General features: G+C 71.5%; 15 protein-coding genes. 7 read left to right on the top strand and 8 right to left on the bottom strand.

The window, feature by feature from the left end; translation table 11 throughout:
- Positions 1–335 precede the first annotated feature (335 nt).
- Positions 336–2,369, top strand: a complete 2,034-nt coding sequence (locus AC069R_RS33605; RefSeq protein WP_478770488.1) for a thioredoxin domain-containing protein — start codon at positions 336–338, stop codon at positions 2,367–2,369.
- Between the two features lie 57 nt (positions 2,370–2,426).
- Here AC069R_RS33605 and AC069R_RS33600 read toward each other — a convergent pair whose 3' ends face one another.
- The 4 genes from AC069R_RS33600 to trhA form a co-directional block, all read right to left on the bottom strand.
- Positions 2,427–2,771: a hypothetical protein gene (locus AC069R_RS33600; RefSeq protein WP_478770487.1), complete on the bottom strand. Its 345-nt coding sequence runs from the start codon at positions 2,769–2,771 to the stop codon at positions 2,427–2,429.
- Positions 2,772–2,819: 48 nt separating this feature from the next.
- The gene (locus AC069R_RS33595; protein WP_478770486.1) at positions 2,820–3,587 is read right to left on the bottom strand and encodes a Mut7-C RNAse domain-containing protein; all 768 of its coding nucleotides are present in this window, start codon (positions 3,585–3,587) and stop codon (positions 2,820–2,822) included.
- A gap of 33 nt (positions 3,588–3,620) precedes the next feature.
- Positions 3,621–4,271: a TetR/AcrR family transcriptional regulator gene (locus tag AC069R_RS33590; protein WP_478770485.1), complete on the bottom strand. Its 651-nt coding sequence runs from the start codon at positions 4,269–4,271 to the stop codon at positions 3,621–3,623.
- A gap of 324 nt (positions 4,272–4,595) precedes the next feature.
- On the bottom strand, positions 4,596–5,309 hold the full coding sequence (gene trhA, locus AC069R_RS33585; protein WP_478770484.1) for a PAQR family membrane homeostasis protein TrhA: 714 nt from the start codon (positions 5,307–5,309) through the stop codon (positions 4,596–4,598).
- 300 nt (positions 5,310–5,609) lie between these two features.
- Here trhA and AC069R_RS33580 point away from each other — a divergent pair, with 300 nt between their 5' ends.
- The gene (locus tag AC069R_RS33580) at positions 5,610–7,430 is read left to right on the top strand and encodes a phosphoenolpyruvate carboxykinase (GTP) (RefSeq protein WP_478770483.1); all 1,821 of its coding nucleotides are present in this window, start codon (positions 5,610–5,612) and stop codon (positions 7,428–7,430) included.
- A gap of 278 nt (positions 7,431–7,708) precedes the next feature.
- Here the strand turns inward: AC069R_RS33580 and AC069R_RS33575 are convergent, their stop codons facing one another.
- Both AC069R_RS33575 and AC069R_RS33570 read right to left on the bottom strand, forming a co-directional pair.
- A complete protein-coding gene (locus tag AC069R_RS33575; protein ID WP_478770482.1) occupies positions 7,709–8,134 on the bottom strand; it encodes an SCO4983 family protein in 426 nt (141 codons plus the stop codon).
- Between the two features lie 184 nt (positions 8,135–8,318).
- The gene (locus tag AC069R_RS33570) at positions 8,319–9,530 is read right to left on the bottom strand and encodes a pyridoxal phosphate-dependent aminotransferase (protein WP_478770481.1); all 1,212 of its coding nucleotides are present in this window, start codon (positions 9,528–9,530) and stop codon (positions 8,319–8,321) included.
- A 354-nt stretch (positions 9,531–9,884) separates the two neighbouring features.
- On the opposite strand from AC069R_RS33570, the gene AC069R_RS33565 reads away from it, so the two are divergent.
- Complete coding sequence (locus AC069R_RS33565; RefSeq protein WP_478770480.1) at positions 9,885–10,757, top strand: trypsin-like serine peptidase; 873 nt, start codon at positions 9,885–9,887, stop codon at positions 10,755–10,757.
- 18 nt (positions 10,758–10,775) lie between these two features.
- On the opposite strand, the gene AC069R_RS33560 is transcribed toward AC069R_RS33565, so the two are convergent.
- Together AC069R_RS33560 and AC069R_RS33555 are read right to left on the bottom strand one after the other, a co-directional pair.
- The gene (locus tag AC069R_RS33560; RefSeq protein WP_478770479.1) at positions 10,776–12,413 is read right to left on the bottom strand and encodes an N-acyl-D-amino-acid deacylase family protein; all 1,638 of its coding nucleotides are present in this window, start codon (positions 12,411–12,413) and stop codon (positions 10,776–10,778) included.
- Positions 12,414–12,485: 72 nt separating this feature from the next.
- On the bottom strand, positions 12,486–13,757 hold the full coding sequence (locus AC069R_RS33555) for an amino acid deaminase (RefSeq protein WP_478770478.1): 1,272 nt from the start codon (positions 13,755–13,757) through the stop codon (positions 12,486–12,488).
- Positions 13,758–13,921: 164 nt separating this feature from the next.
- Here AC069R_RS33555 and AC069R_RS33550 point away from each other — a divergent pair, with 164 nt between their 5' ends.
- The 4 genes from AC069R_RS33550 to AC069R_RS33535 all read left to right on the top strand — a co-directional run bounded on the left by AC069R_RS33550 (position 13,922) and on the right by AC069R_RS33535 (position 16,898).
- On the top strand, positions 13,922–15,070 hold the full coding sequence (locus AC069R_RS33550; RefSeq protein ID WP_478770489.1) for a sugar kinase: 1,149 nt from the start codon (positions 13,922–13,924) through the stop codon (positions 15,068–15,070).
- Positions 15,067–15,828, top strand: a complete 762-nt coding sequence (locus AC069R_RS33545; protein ID WP_478770477.1) for an IclR family transcriptional regulator — start codon at positions 15,067–15,069, stop codon at positions 15,826–15,828. The genes AC069R_RS33550 and AC069R_RS33545 overlap by 4 nt, the downstream gene beginning before the upstream one ends.
- A 12-nt stretch (positions 15,829–15,840) precedes the next feature.
- Complete coding sequence (locus AC069R_RS33540; RefSeq protein WP_397984287.1) at positions 15,841–16,263, top strand: RidA family protein; 423 nt, start codon at positions 15,841–15,843, stop codon at positions 16,261–16,263.
- 62 nt (positions 16,264–16,325) lie between these two features.
- Positions 16,326–16,898: a hypothetical protein gene (locus AC069R_RS33535; RefSeq protein WP_478770476.1), complete on the top strand. Its 573-nt coding sequence runs from the start codon at positions 16,326–16,328 to the stop codon at positions 16,896–16,898.
- Positions 16,899–17,139: the final 241 nt, after the last annotated feature.

Raw genomic sequence — 17,139 nt, 5'->3', positions numbered from 1 at the left:
CCAGGGCTTCGGCCGAGCCACCCCACACCCCCAGATCACCAGTCCCGCAGTGATCCAATCACCCCGAAGATCATTTCGTTAGGAGTTCTTAGGGGTGCGCTGTAAGAAGCGCTCCTCTTCCAGGTCGTAGGCGATCTCCCAGGAGCCGGTGCCGCCGTGCAGTGCGCCGATGTGAATCCTAGGGAGCGGCACTGACAGGCGGGGGGCTCAAGGCGGAATCGATCACGGTAGGTCCGGCACCACTACGTCCAGGCTCATGGGGGAGATCCCGCCACGAAGAGCGGGGGTTCGTGGGCTCCGCGAGGGCTATCGGGCGTTGTGAGAGGCTGGTCCGTATGAACCGGTTGGCTGGCGTGACCTCGCCCTACCTCCTCCAGCACGCGGACAACCCGGTCGACTGGTGGCCGTGGTGTCCGGAGGCGTTCGAGGAGGCTCGGCGCCGGGGGGCGCCGGTGCTGCTGAGCGTGGGGTACAGCAGTTGCCACTGGTGCCACGTCATGGCCCACGAATCCTTCGAGGACCAGGAGACCGCCGACTACCTCAATGAGCACTTCGTCAGCGTCAAGGTCGACCGCGAGGAGCGGCCGGACGTGGATGCCGTGTACATGGAGGCCGTGCAGGCGGCCACCGGGCAGGGTGGCTGGCCGATGACCGTGTTCCTCACCCCGGACGCCGAACCCTTCTACTTCGGCACCTACTTCCCGCCCGCGCCCCGGCACGGGATGCCGTCCTTCCGGCAGGTGCTGGAAGGGGTCCAGCAGGCGTGGCGGACCCGGCGGGACGAGGTCGGGGAGGTCGCCGGGAAGATCGTGCGGGATCTGGCCCAGCGGGAGATCGGCCACCAGGGGACCCGGCCGCCCGGCGAGCAGGAACTCGCCCAGGCGCTGCTCGGGCTGACCCGCGAGTACGACGCGCAGCGGGGCGGATTCGGCGGCGCGCCCAAGTTCCCGCCGTCCATGGTGCTGGAGTTCCTGCTGCGCCACCACGCGCGCACCGGCGCCGAGGGCGCGCTCCAGATGGCCCAGGACACCTGCGAGCGCATGGCCCGCGGCGGTATCTACGACCAACTCGGCGGCGGATTCGCCCGTTACTCGGTCGACCGCGACTGGCAAGTGCCGCATTTCGAGAAGATGCTGTACGACAACGCCCTTCTGTGCCGGGTGTACGCGCATCTCTGGCGGGTCACCGGCTCCGCCCTCGCCCGCCGGGTCGCCCTGGAGACCGCCGACTTCATGGTCCGTGAACTGCGGACGGAGCAGGGCGGGTTCGCGTCGGCGCTCGATGCCGACAGCGACGACGGGAGCGGGCGGCACGTCGAGGGGGCGTACTACGTCTGGACGCCGGAGCAGCTGACCGGCGTACTCGGTGAGGCCGATGCCCGGATCGCCGCCCAGTTCTTCGGCGTCACCGAGGAGGGCACCTTCGAGCACGGCCAGTCCGTCCTCCAACTCCCGCAGGACGAGGGCGTGTTCGACGCCGACAAGATCGCCTCCGTCAAGCGGCGGCTGCTCGACGCCCGCGCCCAACGCCCCGCACCCGGCCGGGACGACAAGATCGTCGCCGCCTGGAACGGGCTCGCCATCGCCGCGCTCGCCGAGACCGGCGCCTACTTCGACCGCCCCGACCTGACCGAGGCCGCGCTCGGCGCCGCCGACCTGCTGGTCCGGGTGCATCTCGACGAGCACGCCCGGCTCGCCCGCACCAGCAAGGACGGCCGGGCCGGCGCCAACTCCGGTGTCCTGGAGGACTATGCGGACGTCGCCGAGGGCTTCCTCGCGCTCGCCTCCGTGACCGGCGAGGGTGTCTGGCTGGAGTTCGCCGGACTGCTCGTGGACCACGTGATCGCCCGCTTCACCGACCCCGGAACCGGCGCGCTTTACGACACCGCCGCCGACGCCGAACAGCTCATCCGCCGCCCCCAGGACCCCACCGACAACGCCGCCCCCTCCGGCTGGTCGGCCGCCGCGGGCGCGCTCCTCGGGTACGCCGCGCACACCGGCTCCGAGGCCCACCGGACCGCCGCCGAACGGGCGTTGGGCGTCGTCCAGGTCCTCGGTCCGCGCGTGCCCCGGTTCATCGGCTGGGGGCTCGCCGTCGCGGAGGCGCTGCTCGACGGGCCGCGGGAGATCGCGGTCGTCGGCCCGTCGCTCACCGACGCGGCCACAACCACCCTGCACCGTACGGCACTTCTGGGCACCACCCCCGGTGCGGTCGTCGCCGTCGGCACCCCGGACAGCGAGGAGTTCCCGCTGCTCGCGGGCCGCCCGCTCGTCTCCGGGCAGGCGGCCGCCTACGTCTGCCGCAACTTCACCTGCGACACCCCGACCACCGACCCGGACCGGCTCCGCACGGCCCTCGAAGCCCCCTGAGGCGGGACCGGACGCCCTGAGGCGGAACCGGGGACGCCCTGAAGCGGACCGAACGCGTCACGCGCCGCTGAGGATCATCGCCCCCAGCGTGAGCTGCGCGCCCCACTGCACGAACACGGTCCAGGACCGGGAGTACGTCCCCCGGCCCCTGGGCCAGGCCAGCGCCACGATGCCCGCGAGGAGGGACAGGGCGAAGGCGGCGTAGAGCGCGGAACCGGGGATGTCCGAGCAGCCCTCGCCGTACATCAGGCACCTGGTGCCGCGTTCGCCGGAGAGGACGACCGCCCAGGACAGGACGACGGTCGGCAGCAGCAGAACCAGTCCGGCGACGGCCCAGCCGGTGATGAGGCGGTCCTGCTGCCGCGGGGCGCGGGTCACCGGCCGCTCGGTGGTGGTGTTCATGCCCCCATCCCACCGCGCGGCCCCGGCCCGCCGGAGCGGCCCGCCTACTCAACCGCCATGGGTACCGCCCTGCGTACTGCCCTGCGTACTGCCCTGAGTACGCATGCTCAGCGCCCGCTCCACGACCGCCTCCAACTGGTCGTGGTGCGCCCCCTTCCAGTACGCGCGCCCGCAGGACGTGCACTGCGCGAAGACGTCGTACGACCGCTGGGTGCCGCCTTTGAGCTGGTCGGCGACCTCCTCCTTGGTGGCGGTCCGCAGCAGCCCGTTGCAGGCGGTGCACCGCGTCCAGGGGTTCAGCTCGGGGGCGAAGCGGCCGAGGATGTCCCGGAGTTGCTCCTCGGGCTGGGTGCTGTAGACGTACGCGCCGGCCCACAGCTCGCGGCGGCGCAGCAGCCCCCGGTCCCGGCTGAGCATGACCCGCTGCTCGGCGGCCGAGCGCGCGGCCAGCGCCGGATCGCCGATGTCGGTGGACTCGTACGCCGTGTCGACGCCCAGCAGCCGCAGCCGGCGGGCCAGGGTGCCGAGGTGCACGTCGAGGAGGAAGCGGAGCGGGGCGCCGGGGACCCGCTGGGGGCGGGTCACCGCCCGTACCCGTACGCTCTCGCCCGCGCGCGGGATGTGCGAGACCGGGACCTCGCGGCCGTCCACGACCAGCGCGCCGACCTCGGTCAGCGGCACGCCGAGGGACTCGATGACATGGCCGAGCGTCGAGACGCCGTCGGTGCCGAGCGCGGTGGCGCCCGCGCGGCGGGCCGACGGGACGAACAGGTGCAGCTCGGGGGCGACTTCGACGCGGATCTCCGTTGCGTTCACCCCGTCAGCATGGCACGGCGGGGCCGTGGCGGCTCAGCGGTTTCCGGCGCCCGGCAGACCGCCCTCCAGGACGTCCAGGGTGCGGTCGATCAGGTCCGGCAGATCGTCCCGGTGGCCGTGCTCGGCCCAGTACATGATGGTCTCCAGCAGCCCGCCGATCAGCGACATGGCGTAGACCCGCACCTCCAGATCGCCGGGGTCGCGGCCGGTGCGCTCGGCGACGGCCTGGCAGAGCATGCGGCCGGTCACCGACATGCTCTGCGTCATCCGCGAGCGCACCGCCGGGACCTCGACCATCAGCCGGGTGCGCAGCCGGGAGACCTCCGGTTCGTCCTCCATCCCGGCCTGGACGGCGCGCCGCAGCACGTACCGGATGGTGTCGGCCCAGGGCTCCTCGGCGGGCCGCCGCCTGATCTCCTCCAGCATCACCGCGTCGAACTCGTCGGTGAGGACGATGTCCTCCTTGGTCGGGAAGTACCGGAAGACCGTGGACGGCGACACCTCCGCGCGGTCGGCGATCTGGTCGATCGTCGTCGCGTCGTACCCCTGCTCCTCGATCAGGGCGTACGTCGCCCCGCGGATCGCCTCCCGCGTCTTGATCTTCTTGCGCTCCCGCAGGCCGAGGCGGGGGCCCTCGGAGCGGGCGCGGGCGGGAGAGGTGCTGGTGGGGCGTGCGGCCGTCATGCACGTCATTGTCCGGCATCGGCGGTCGGCGCGACCACGGCCGAGACCTCCTTCCGCGCACCGTCACGTCGTACGACCGGGGCGTCCACGTCGTACGACCGGGGCGCCCGGCGGCAGCAGCGCCGCCAGCAGGGCCGCCACCAGGGAGGCGATCCGCGCGGCCACCGACTCGACCAGGGCCGCCGTCTCGGCCGCCGGAACCGCGACCGCCGAGCAGATACGAAAGCAACTCTTGAACTGGAGACACTGTCAATCGGCACACGCACTCAACACACGGAAAAGGCCACGGCTCGGACGAGCCGTGGCCCGAGGGGCGGAGAGGCGCTACGCGTGCTGGTACGCCACCAGTGAGATCCCCACGTAGTGCACGACGAACGCCGCCAGGGTGAAGGAGTGGAACACCTCGTGGAAGCCGAACCAGCGCGGGGACGGGTTCGGTCGCTTGAAGCCGTAGACGACGCCGCCCGCGCTGTAGAGCAGTCCGCCGGCGACCACCAGGACCAGGACGGCGATGCCGCCGGTGCGCAGGAAGTCGGGCAGGAAGAGGACGGCCGCCCAGCCCATCGCGATGTAGCAGGGCGTGTAGAGCCAGCGCGGGGCGCCGACCCAGAAGACCCGGAAGACGATCCCGGCCGCCGCCGCGGCCCAGATGCCCCACAGCAGCCACTGCCCCTTCGCGCCGGGCAGCAGCAGCATGGTCAGCGGGGTGTAAGTGCCCGCGATGATCAGGAAGATGTTGGCGTGGTCGAGGCGGCGCAGCAGACCGCCCATCCGCGGGCCCCAGTTGCCCCGGTGGTACAGCGCGCTGACGCCGAACAGCAGGCAGGCCGTGAGGACATAGATCCCGCAGGCGATGCGCCCTCTGGTCGAGTCGGCGAGGGCGGTGAGCACAAGTCCCGCGATGAGTACGGCCGGGAACATGCCGAGGTGCAGCCAGCCGCGCAGCCTCGGCTTGATCGGGTGCGGCAGGGAGAGCGCCACGGGACCGCGGCCGCCGGCCGGCGTGTCGTCGGGCGCGTCGGGGACGGACGCAGTCATGTGCCGCATGGTACCGACGCCCCCGTAAACCGGATGTGAGGGGCGTCTCTTGGCGTCTCCTTGGTCGGGTGGCAGCAAAAAGACGTTCAGCTGAAATCCAGGCACACGCAAAGAAAAAGCAAACGCCCCTGGAAGCGTGGCTCACCTCACTTCGCTCACCTGTGAGACCCCCTGGACAGATGGGCGGACCAGGCGGATGATCAAATGAGTGCAGTCGGCACCGGATGAGCGACAGCGACGCGTCCGGGTCGCAGCCCCCACGGGGCGAACAAGGACAAAATCCCTCACTTAGGAGCAACCGTGGCGCGCGACAACTCGGCTACCAGCGTTCCCACCCGCCACCAGGAACTGATCTCGTGGGTCAACGAGATCGCCGAACTGACGCAGCCGGACAGCGTGGTCTGGTGTGACGGATCCGAGGCCGAGTACGAGCGCCTGTGCGAGGAGCTCGTGGCCAAGGGCACCTTCAAGAAGCTCGACCCGGTCAAGCGCCCGCACTCCTACCTCGCCGCCTCCGACCCGACCGACGTCGCCCGCGTCGAGGACCGCACCTTCATCTGCTCCGAGAAGGAGGAGGACGCGGGCCCGACCAACAACTGGAAGGCCCCCGCCGAGATGCGGGAGATCTTCACCGGCGACAAGGGCCTGTTCCGCGGCTCCATGCGCGGCCGCACCATGTACGTCGTCCCGTTCTGCATGGGCCCGCTCGGCTCCCCGCTCTCCGCGCTCGGCGTCGAGATCACCGACTCCGCCTACGTTGCCGTCTCCATGCGCACCATGACGCGCATGGGCCAGGCCGTCCTGGACGAGCTGGGCGAGGACGGCTTCTTCGTCAAGGCCGTCCACTCCGTGGGCGCCCCGCTGGAGCCGGGCCAGGCGGACGTGCCGTGGCCGTGCAGCCAGACCAAGTTCATCTCCCACTTCCCCGAGGCGCGCGAGATCTGGTCGTACGGCTCCGGCTACGGCGGCAACGCCCTGCTCGGCAAGAAGTGCTACGCGCTGCGCATCGCCTCCGTCATGGCGCGCGACGAGGGCTGGCTCGCCGAGCACATGCTGATCCTCAAGCTCACCCCGCCACAGGGCGAGTCCAAGTACGTGGCCGCCGCGTTCCCGAGCGCCTGCGGCAAGACCAACCTCGCCATGCTGGAGCCCACCGTCTCCGGCTGGACCGTGGAGACCATCGGCGACGACATCGCCTGGATGCGCTTCGGCGAGGACGGCCGCCTGTACGCGATCAACCCCGAGGCCGGCTTCTTCGGTGTCGCGCCCGGCACCGGCGAGCACACCAACGCCAACGCGATGAAGACCCTGTGGGGCAACGCGGTCTTCACCAACGTGGCGCTCACCGAGGACGGTGACGTCTGGTGGGAGGGCATGACCGAGGAGACCCCGGCGCACCTGACCGACTGGAAGGGCAACGCCTGGACGCCGGAGTCCGGGACCCCGGCCGCCCACCCCAACGCCCGCTTCACCGTGCCCGCTTCGCAGTGCCCGATCATCGCGCCCGAGTGGGAGGACCCCAAGGGCGTGCCGATCTCCGCGATCCTCTTCGGCGGCCGGCGCGCCAGCGCGGTGCCGCTGGTGACCGAGTCCTTCGACTGGGACCACGGCGTCTTCCTCGGTGCCAACGTGGCCTCCGAGAAGACCGCCGCGGCCGAGGGCAAGGTCGGCGAGCTGCGCCGCGACCCGTTCGCCATGCTGCCATTCTGCGGCTACAACATGGGCGACTACATGGCGCACTGGATCAACGTGGCCAAGGACAAGGACCAGTCCAAGCTGCCCAAGATCTACTACGTCAACTGGTTCCGCAAGAACGACGAGGGCAAGTTCGTGTGGCCCGGCTTCGGCGAGAACTCCCGCGTCCTGAAGTGGATCGTGGAGCGTCTGGACGGCAAGGCCGAGGGCGTCGAGACGCCGATCGGCGTGCTGCCGACCAAGGAGGCGCTGGACACCGACGGTCTCGAACTGTCCGACGCCGACCTCGACTTCCTGCTCACGGTCGACAAGGAGGTCTGGCGCGAGGAGGCCGCGCTGGTGCCCGAGCACCTCGACACCTTCGGCGAGCACACCCCGAAGGAGCTGTGGGACCAGTACCGCGCGCTGGTCGAGCGCCTGGGCTGAGCCCCCGAGAACTCCGCGGCCGGTCCGACTAGCCCTGACCAGCAATAGTCGTCACGAAGGCCGGCCGCGGTAGCGCATCGCACCGGGCCGGGGCCCGCACCGTACAACGGCGTACGGCGGCGGCCCCGACCCGGTGCGCGCGCATGTCCGTACCCGGATCGGTCGGGAACCGGCTGTGAGGCACCCGGTCCGCGCGTCGCTGCGGATGCGCGCGGACCGGGGCCGGTCGTGAGGGCCACCTAGGGCTCGGACCAGGGGCGGTCACAGGCCCACCAGGATCAGCCGGTGGCCGTGAGTTCCCTCGGGTCGGCGAGGTCGGCCAGGGCGGCGGTGTGGGCGTCCATGCGCTCGGCGGCGAGGATCGCCACCGCGGTGTCCGCGCGGGAGGCGGCGACCACCAGGGCCCGCCCGGCCAGCGCGTGGGCACGGCGGTGCAGGGCCACGGGATCCCCGGCGGCGCCCGGTGCCGTCCGCAGCGGCTCGCCTCCGCGCAGCCGGCACACCTGCGCGACCAGCCGTTCCGCGGCCGCGTCAAGGTCGGCCGAGGGTGCCTGCGCGCGCAGCTCGTCGGTGACCGCGAGCAGTGCGGACAGATGCCCGGCGAGCTGGATGTCCAGCTCCTCCTCGCGCGACCGGTGGGGGAAGTCGGAGGTGGTGCCGGCCATCGTGCTGTGGACCGACTTGGTGCGGATCGGTTCGTACATGGGACGGCCTCCTGTGCTCTGACAGGAAACCATCCTAGCTTGGATTTCGTCTAAAGTTGAGTCGGGTCACGGATTGAAGCCCGTCGACTACGGACCGCCGCACCGGGGCGGCCCCCCGGTCTGCGGCCGGCCGTACCAGCGTCGGCCCCGGTCTACGGCCGGCCGTACCAGCGCGGCCCCCGGTCTACGGCTGCCCGTACCCGTCCAGGAAGGTCCCGATCCGGGTCACCGCGTCCTTCAGATCACCGACGCTCGGCAGGGTGACCACGCGGAAGTGGTCCGGCTCGGGCCAGTTGAAGCCCGTGCCCTGCACCACCATGATCTTCTCCTGGCGCAGCAGATCGAGGACCATCTGCCGGTCGTCCCGGATCTTGAACACCTGCGGATCGAGCCGCGGGAAGAGGTACAGCGCACCCTTCGGGCGGACGCAGCTGACGCCCGGAATCCGCGTCAGCAGCTCGTACGCCGTGTCCATCTGCTCCTTCAGCCGGCCGCCCGGCAGCACCAGGTCCTGGATCGTCTGGCGCCCGCTCAGCGCGGCGACCACGCCGTGCTGGCCCGGCATGTTGGCGCACAGCCGCATGTTCGCCAGGATCGTCAGGCCCTCGATGTAGGAGTCGGCGTGGGCGCGCGGGCCGGAGATCGACATCCAGCCCACCCGATAGCCGGCCACCCGGTACGCCTTCGACATGCCGTTGAAGGTCAGCGTCAGCAGATCGGGGGCGACCTTCGCGGTCGGGGTGTGCGTGGCGCCGTCGTAGAGGATCTTGTCGTAGATCTCGTCGGAGCAGACCAGCAGGTTGTGCCGGCGCGCGATGTCCGTCAGCCCCTTGAGCACGGCCTCGTCGTAGACCGCGCCGGTGGGGTTGTTCGGGTTGATGATGACGATCGCCTTGGTGCGGTCGCTGACCTTGCGCTCGATGTCGGCGAGGTCGGGCATCCAGTCGGACTGCTCGTCGCAGCGGTAGTGCACCGCCGTGCCGCCGGACAGCGAGACCGCGGCCGTCCACAGCGGGTAGTCCGGCGCCGGTACGAGGACCTCGTCGCCGTCGTCCAGCAGGCCCTGCATCGCCATCACGATCAGCTCGGAGACGCCGTTGCCGATGAAGACGTGCTCGACGTCGGTGTCGATGCCGAGGGTCTGGTTGTGCATGACGACCGCGCGCCGGGCGGCCAGCAGGCCCTTGGCGTCGCCGTACCCATGGGCCGTGGAGACGTTGCGGAGGATGTCCTCCAGGATCTCCGGCGGGCACTCGAAGCCGAACGCCGCGGGGTTGCCGGTATTGAGCTTGAGGATGCGGTGACCCGCCGCCTCCAGCCGCATGGCCTCCTCGAGAACCGGGCCCCGGATCTCGTAACAGACGTTGGCGAGCTTGGTCGACTGGATCACCTGCATACGCGCGAGCTTAGGGCGCCGCGGCCGCTCATGGGTGGTGTTTTCCACCACGCGAGACGGCGTTTCGCCCCGTCTCGCCCCCGTATCGCCCCCGCGGCGGCCCCGGCGTCCTCCCCGTCCCGCCGGAATCCGCCGGAGCCCGCGGCCCGGCGCCGCCCCTGCCGCATCAACCGTGCGTGCGAGTCGGGGATGCGCGGCCTGCCCGCCGTTGATCACAGGCACCGCACAGGGAAACCCCTACGGCCCGGTCCGCCTTCTTGTTCCCGCCCCTCGCTGCGCCGAGAATGCGCATGACAACTCTGCGGGCGGCCGGAAATCCCTCCGGTCGCCCCCGTCGTAAGAGGGGACCCCCACATGAACAAGCCTCTCCTCGCCGCGCTCTCTGCCCTGGCCCTGGCCGGGCTGGGCGCGGCCCCCGCGGTCGCCGCCCCACTCACCGCGGCCCCCGCCCCGCACTCCGCCGCCCCGGCACCCAAGGCGAAGACCCCCGCCGTCACCGTCAGCTTCGCCGGGACCGTCTCGCTCAGCGACTGCTCCGGCTCGGTCATCCGCTTCCCCGACTCCGCCGACACCGACCCGGCGCTGGTGCTGACCAACGGCCACTGCCTGGAGACCGGCTTCCCCGACCCCGGCGAGGTCATCACCGGCCAGTCCTCCAGCCGCACCTTCGGCCTGCTGAACGCCGCCGGCAGCAAGATAGCCACCCTGCGCGCCAACCAGGTCGTCTACTCCACGATGACCGACACGGACGTCACGATCTACCGCCTCACCACCACCTACGCGCAGATCAAGAGCTCCTACGGCATCAGCCCGCTCACCCTGAACGACACCCACCCCACCGCGGGCAGCGCCATCAAGGTCGTCTCCGGGTACTGGAAGAAGACCTACAGCTGCAACATCGACGGCTTCGTGAACCAGCTGAAGGAAGGCGACTGGACCTGGAAGGACTCGGTCCGCTACACCTCCAGCTGCGACACCATCGGCGGCACCTCCGGCTCCCCGGTCATCGACACCGGCACCGGCAAGGTCGTCGCCGTCAACAACACGGGCAACGAGGACGGTGAGCGCTGCACCGTCGACAACCCGTGCGAGGTGGACGCGAACGGCAACGTCACCGTCCACCAGGGCACCAACTACGCCGAGGAGACGTACCAGATCCCGGCCTGCTTCACCACCGGCAACAAGCTGAACCTGAGCGCGACCGGCTGCACCCTGCCCAAGCCGTAAGCCGCGGGGGTACGACGCTCACCTCGGCGTCGGCCTCGGCGTCCGGCGGACGGACCGCCCCGCGAGCACGTCCGTCCGCCGGCCGTCCTCGATGACGAAGCGGCCGTCGACGAGGACGTACGGGATGCCCGTCGGGGGCGTCCGGGGCGCCTCGAAGGTGGCGCCGGACGCGACCGTCTCCGGGTCGAACAGCACCAGGTCCGCCCGGTACCCCTCGCGCACCAGGCCCCGGTCCGGCAACCGCAGCCGGGCCGCGGGCCGCCCGGTCAGCCGGGCGACGCACTCCTCCAGCGACAGCACGCCCGACTCCCGTACGTAGTGGCCGAGATAGCGCGGGAAGGTGCCGTACGCCCGCGGGTGCGGCTTCGCGCCCCGCAGGATGCCGTCGGAGCCGGCGGTGTGCGCGCGGTGGCGCATCAGGGCGCGGACGTTGTCCTCATGTCCGACGTGCTGGAGGACGGTCGTACCGAGCCGGTCCTCGATCAGCAGCCGCCGGACGACCTCCCACGGCGACCGGGCCTGCTCCTCGGCCAACTCGCTCACCGTGCACCCCACATACGCGCCGAGCGCCGGGTCGGCCACCCCGGAGACCTCGACCGTCCCCCAGTCCACCGGCACACCGTGGCAGCCGTCCGAGCCGGTCACCTCCAGTTCGTGCCGGATGCGCTCGGCCGTCACCGGGTCCGCGAGCCGGCCCGGCACCCGCGCCGGACCGCCCTCGCCCGCCCAACTCGGCAGCAGCGCCGCCAGGGTGGTGCAGCCGGGGGTGTAGGGGTACGTGTCGAAGGTGATGTCCGCGCCCGCGTCCAGGGCACGGTCGAGCAGGGCCAGCAGCTCACCGGCGCGTCCCTCGTTCACGCCGAAGTTCAGGGTGGCGTGCGCCAGATGCAGCGGACAGCCCGCCTCCCGCGCCAGCGCGACCATCTCCGCGTAGGCATCCAGCGCGCCGGCGCCGTAGGAACGGTGGTGCGGGCAGTAGTAGCCGCCGTACGACGCCACCACCCGGCACAGCTCCGTCAGTTCGGCGTCGTCGGCGTACATTCCGGGGGTGTAGGTGAGCCCGGAGGACAGCCCGACGGCTCCCTGCTCCATCCCCCGCGCCACCAACTCCCGCATACGGCGCGTCTCTTCGGCGGTCGCGGGCCGGTCCTCCCATCCCATGACGAGCGCCCGCACGGTGCCCTGCGGGATCAGGTACGCGGCGTTCACCGCGATCCCGCGCCCCCCGAACCCGGAGTCCAGCCGGTCGAGATACTCCCCGACCGTGCGCCAGCCGAAGTCGACGTCCTCGCCGTACCCGTTCCACCCGGCGATCGCCCGGCGCACCTCCTCCAGCGTCGGCTCGTCCACCGGCGCGTACGACAGCCCGTCCTGGCCGATCACCTCCAGGGTGACCCCCTGCGCCGCCTTCGCGCTGTGGTCGGGGTCGCGCAGCAGCGCGAGGTCGGAATGGGCGTGCATGTCGATGAAGCCGGGGGAGAGGACGAGCCCTTCGGCGTCCAACTCCCGTATCGCTGGCGGCCGTTGGAACCCCGCCGCCGCGGCCTCCTTGACGATGGAGACGATCCGCCCGCCGTCGACCACCACATCGGCCCGGTACGACGGCTCACCGCTGCCGTCGACCACCTCGGCGTCCCGGACGACCAGGTCCTCCATGCCGGCCTCCCGACCGCTCCGAAAGCTCGCCTGCGCTGCTCACCTGCTCCAGAAGTGCGCTGCTCGCCCGCTCTAGAAGTAGGTGCGGATGTAGTCGACCACCGTCCCGTCCGCCTCCGCCACCGGGATGAGCTGCCACTTCTCGAAGACCGTGCACGGATGGGAGAGCCCGAAGCCGATCCAGTCGCCCACCTGGAGATCCGCCTCGGCGCCGGTGCGCAGCCACAGATGCTGGTCGGACAGCGCGGTCACCTCGATCCCGGCCGCCGGCCGCTCACCGCCGTCCCGGCGCACCACCCGCGCCACCGGCAGATCGAGGTCGTACGACACATCCCGCTTCCCCGCGTTCACGAACGCCTCCGTCGCCGAGGGCCGCGAGACCACCTGCGCCCACAGCCGGAACGCGGGCTCCAGCGCGCCCTCCTCGGGCACCCGGTTGAACGGGGTGAGCGCGCGGTAGTGCACATCGTCGTGCGAGACGTACGCGCCGGAGCGCAGCAGCTTGAGCACGGGCCGGGACAGCGCGGGAACCTTGCCGAAGACATCGGCGACGACATCGAACCACTCGCTGCCGCCGGCGCTGACGACGATCTCCTCGACCCCCTCGAACAGCCCGTCCCGGTCCAACTCGGCTGCGACCTCGACGAGTTGTTGCAACCACGCGCGCACCCGCACCGGATCGGCGTCCGGCACCTGCGCCTCGTACCCCGCCACGCCGACGAGCCGCAGCCTCCGCGCCCGCCCGACGGCCCCGGCGACGGCCCGCGCGTCCGCCGCCGTACGGACACCGGTACGGGCCTTCTCGCCCGCGCCCAGCTCCACGACCACGTCCACCGGCCGGGCGGCCCCCGCGAGGGCCGCGTCCATCAGCTCCACACCGCGCACCGAGTCGACGTAGCAGACGAAGCGGAAACCGGGGTCGGCGGCCAGCTCGCCGGCGAGCCAGCGCAGGGCCGCGCCGTCGACCAGCTCGTTGGCGAGGAAGACCCGCTGGATCCCGAACTCCCTTGCGACCCGCACCTGATGGGGCACGGCCAGGGTGATCCCCCACGCGCCGTGCTCGATCTGGCGCCGGAACAGCTCCGGCGCCATGGACGTCTTGCCGTGCGGCGCGAACGCGAGGCCGTGCCGGGTGGTGTACGTCTCCATGAGCGCGAGGTTGTGCGCCAGGCGCTCGGCGGACAGGACGAGGAGCGGTGTGGTGAACCCACCGTCCGCGTCGAACAGGTTGCGCCGCTGGGCGGCCAGTTCCCCGACGGTGAGCCCGTGGGCGTCCGGCGGGAGGCCCTTGAAGCGGTGGTCGACCCGTTCCCCGGCCAGCCGGTCGAGCGCTTCGGTGTCCATGGGAGCCCTTCTTCGTCCGGCGTGCGGTCGCTGTTGCGTTCTGTGCAACGCCCATTGCAGGTGGTGCTCCCTGCTGTCTAGCATCTCGCCGACACCGGGTCAACGGAGCGGTGTCGTCGGCGCTTGGAGGTTCGGGAGTGGACATCGTCGCGCTGGGCGAATCCATGGTCACCTTCCTCCCCACCCGCCCCGGCCCACTGGCCGACGTGCCCTCCTTCTCCCGCGCGATCGGCGGCGCGGAGTCCAACGTGGCCTGCGCGATGGCGGCGCTCGGCCACTCGGCGCGCTGGGTGAGCAGGGTGGGGGCGGACGGCTTCGGGGAGTGCGTGCTCGCGGGGATCGCCGGCTACGGGGTGGACGTCTCCACGGTCCAGCGCGACCCCTCCCGCCCGACCGGCGTCTACTTCCGCACGGCGGCGGACCGGGGCACGGGGGCGCACGAGGTGGCGTACTACCGGGCGGGGTCGGCGGCGTCGGCGATGTCCGCGGCGAACGTGGACATGAGGGCGGTACGGGAGTGCCGGGTGCTGCATCTGTCGGGGATCACGGCGGCGCTGTCGCAGGAGTGCCGCGAACTCCTGTGGCGGCTGACGGCCCCGGACGCCGGGCGCCCCCTGATCTCCTTCGACGTCAACTACCGGCCGGCGCTGTGGCGGGGAACGGACGCCGCCCGACCCCTGCTGGAGCTGGCCCGCCGGGCGGACATCGTGTTCGTGGGGGAGGACGAGGCGCAGGAGGTGTGGGGGGTGACGGGGGGACCGGAGGCGATCAGGGCGGTGCTGCCGGAGCCGGGGGTGCTGGTGGTGAAACAGGGAGCATCGGGCGCGACGGCGTTTTATGGAGCCGCGGGCAGTCGTGCCGCTGGGGCAGCACCGGTGGGCGCTGGTGGTACGCCCTCCGGTGGTGCCCCCTCTGTGGGAGGCACCTCGCCGGCGCCGAGTCGCGCGACCGGCCCCCGGCCCACACCAACGCACCGCGCCTATGAGCCGACCGCCCCCGTGAACGCCGTAGCGCACCGCGCTTTCGAGCCCGCCCCCACCGTCACCGCCGTATCACCCACCGGCGCCGGAGACTCCTTCGCCGCCGGCTACCTCTCCGCCACCCTCCGCGGCCTCCCCCTGCGCCAACGCCTCCGCCACGGCCACCTCCTCGCCGCCGCCACCCTCACCACCCCCGCCGACCTCGCCCCGCCCCCCGCCCGCGCCCACGCAGACCGCCTCGCCGCCCTGGACGACGCCGCATGGGGAAGACTGCGACTCGCCCCCGGCTGGACACAGACCGCGCGGGCCCCCGAGGAGGCGAACACCCCATGAGCCAGACCGTCGACCGCGCCCTGAGCATCCTGCCCCTGCTCGCCGAGGGCCCCGCCGACCTCGGCCGGGTCGCCGACCGCCTCGGCGTCCACAAGTCCACCGCCCTGCGCCTCCTGCGCACCCTGCACGAACACGGCCTGGTCTACCGCCAGTCCGACCACCGCTACCGCCTCGGCGCCCGCCTCTTCGCCCTCGCCCAGGAGGCGATGGAGAACCTGGACGTCCGCGAGATCGCCCACCCCCACCTCGTACGGCTGAACGAACAGTGCGGCCACACCGTCCACCTCGCGGTGCACGACGACAACGAAGTCCTCTACATCGACAAGGTCGACAGCCGCTACCCGGTCCGCATGTACTCGCGGATCGGCCGGCCGGTCGCCCTCACCGTGGCCGCCGTGGCGAAACTCCTCCTCGCCGACCTCCCCGAACCCGAACGCCGCGCCCTCGCGGAAAAGCTCGACTACCCCGCGTACACCCCCGGTTCGACCCCGAACGCCGACGCCTTCCTCCAGGAACTGGCCAGGGTCCGCGAACAGGGCTGGGCCAGCGACCTCGGCGGCCACGAGGAGTCCATCAACTGCGTCGCCGCCCCCATCCGCGGCGCCGACGGCCGGGTCGCCGCCGCCATGTCGCTCTCCGCCCCGAACGTGGTGGTCACGGCCGACGAACTCCTCGCCCTGCTCCCGCTGGTCCGCCGCACGGCGGACGCGATCAGCGCGGAGTACTCCGGTAGAACACCAGTGACGGAACACCCGTAAAGGACCAGCCCGATGGAAAAGATCGCCCTGACCCCGAAGACCCACACCACCCCGCCCGCCAAGTTCTCGCACGGGGTGCGCAAGGGCAACATCCTCCAGGTCGCCGGCCAGGTCGGCTTCCTGCCCGCCGAGGAGGGCAAGCCCCCGACCCCGGCCGGCCCCACCCTGCGCGAGCAGACGCTCCAGACCCTCGCCAACGTCCAGGCCATCCTGGAAGAGGGCGGCGCGAGCTGGGACGACGTGATGATGCTCCGCGTCTACCTCACGGACGTGGACCACTTCGCCGAGATGAACGACATCTACAACGCCTACTTCGAGGCCCAGGCCCTCACCCAGCCGCCCGCCGCCCGTACGACGGTCTACGTGGGCCTTCCGCCCGGCCTGCTGATCGAGATCGACGCGCTCGCCGTGCTCGATTCCCCTGGTGCGGCGTAACTTGCCGACGCGACGCGCGGGCTGACTGGTTCCGGCACAGGGAAGTCGTCCATACTGCCGCCGTGGAGCAGCGCATAGGAACAGGCAGCAGTCCGTTGAACACCGAAGCGTTGAAGGCGGAAGCGGTGAAGGCCGAGCCCGTGACGGGCGCCGGCTTCGACCCGGCCTTCATTCCGGGCATCACGGCCCCGGCGACGCCCTTGGCGAAGCAGGAGGAGCCGGGGGAGCCGGAGGCCGAGGCGCAGGCCGAGCCGCCGGAACCCGGTGAATCCGCCGAGCCGGCGGGGCCGGAGGCCGCCGAGGACGGCGAGGAGGCCGTCGCGGACGACGACGAGCCCGCGGTGCCCGCCGACGGCCCGGTCTTCGAAGCCGCCGACCGCCGCGCCAGGATCGTGGCCGACCACAAGGGCGTCCGCCTCAGCCTGGACGAGGAGGCCTGCGAGTTCCGGTGGGCCGAGATCGCCGCGGTGGAATCGGAGACCGCCCGCTTCGGCAAGCGCTACACCATCACGGTCCACACCCCGGACCGCCGCTGGTACCCCATCGAGATCGAGGCCACGTCCCGCTCCCGCTTCAAGGAATGGGACGAGCAGCTGGACGCGGTCCTGGACGCCTACTTCGAAGACGGCGACTGACCGACCCTCGCTCTCCACGAGCCGGCTCCCCGCGGAGCCGGCGACGGCGGTCAGACCCCCCGAGAACTTCTGATAAAGTTTGGTCCGCCGGAAGGGAAACGCGAGAGCGGGAACCGGAAGGCACCGAGGAAATCAGATCGCGAAGGTCTGATAGAGTCGGAAACACGAAGGGAAGCCCGGAGGAAAGCCCGAGAGGGTGAGTACGAAGGAAGCGACCGTTCCTTGAGAACTCAACAGCGTG

The sequence above is a fragment of the Streptomyces sp. NPDC043952 genome (assembly GCF_056435325.1).
The sequence above is the reverse complement of the archived record's forward strand: the minus strand, read 5'-3'. Positions and strand labels throughout refer to the sequence as shown.

Bases quoted from the DNA above. Each gene is read 5' to 3' on its own strand.
- AC069R_RS33605 (WP_478770488.1), top strand. From the start codon at position 336: ATGAACCGGTTGGCTGGCGTGACCTCGCCCTACCTCCTCCAGCACGCG.
- AC069R_RS33600 (WP_478770487.1), bottom strand. From the start codon at position 2,771: ATGAACACCACCACCGAGCGGCCGGTGACCCGCGCCCCGCGGCAGCAG.
- AC069R_RS33590 (WP_478770485.1), bottom strand. From the start codon at position 4,271: ATGACGGCCGCACGCCCCACCAGCACCTCTCCCGCCCGCGCCCGCTCC.
- trhA (WP_478770484.1), bottom strand. From the start codon at position 5,309: ATGACTGCGTCCGTCCCCGACGCGCCCGACGACACGCCGGCCGGCGGC.
- AC069R_RS33575 (WP_478770482.1), bottom strand. From the start codon at position 8,134: ATGTACGAACCGATCCGCACCAAGTCGGTCCACAGCACGATGGCCGGC.
- AC069R_RS33570 (WP_478770481.1), bottom strand. From the start codon at position 9,530: ATGCAGGTGATCCAGTCGACCAAGCTCGCCAACGTCTGTTACGAGATC.
- AC069R_RS33565 (WP_478770480.1), top strand. From the start codon at position 9,885: ATGAACAAGCCTCTCCTCGCCGCGCTCTCTGCCCTGGCCCTGGCCGGG.
- AC069R_RS33560 (WP_478770479.1), bottom strand. From the start codon at position 12,413: ATGGAGGACCTGGTCGTCCGGGACGCCGAGGTGGTCGACGGCAGCGGT.
- AC069R_RS33555 (WP_478770478.1), bottom strand. From the start codon at position 13,757: ATGGACACCGAAGCGCTCGACCGGCTGGCCGGGGAACGGGTCGACCAC.
- AC069R_RS33550 (WP_478770489.1), top strand. From the start codon at position 13,922: ATGGTCACCTTCCTCCCCACCCGCCCCGGCCCACTGGCCGACGTGCCC.
- AC069R_RS33545 (WP_478770477.1), top strand. From the start codon at position 15,067: ATGAGCCAGACCGTCGACCGCGCCCTGAGCATCCTGCCCCTGCTCGCC.
- AC069R_RS33540 (WP_397984287.1), top strand. From the start codon at position 15,841: ATGGAAAAGATCGCCCTGACCCCGAAGACCCACACCACCCCGCCCGCC.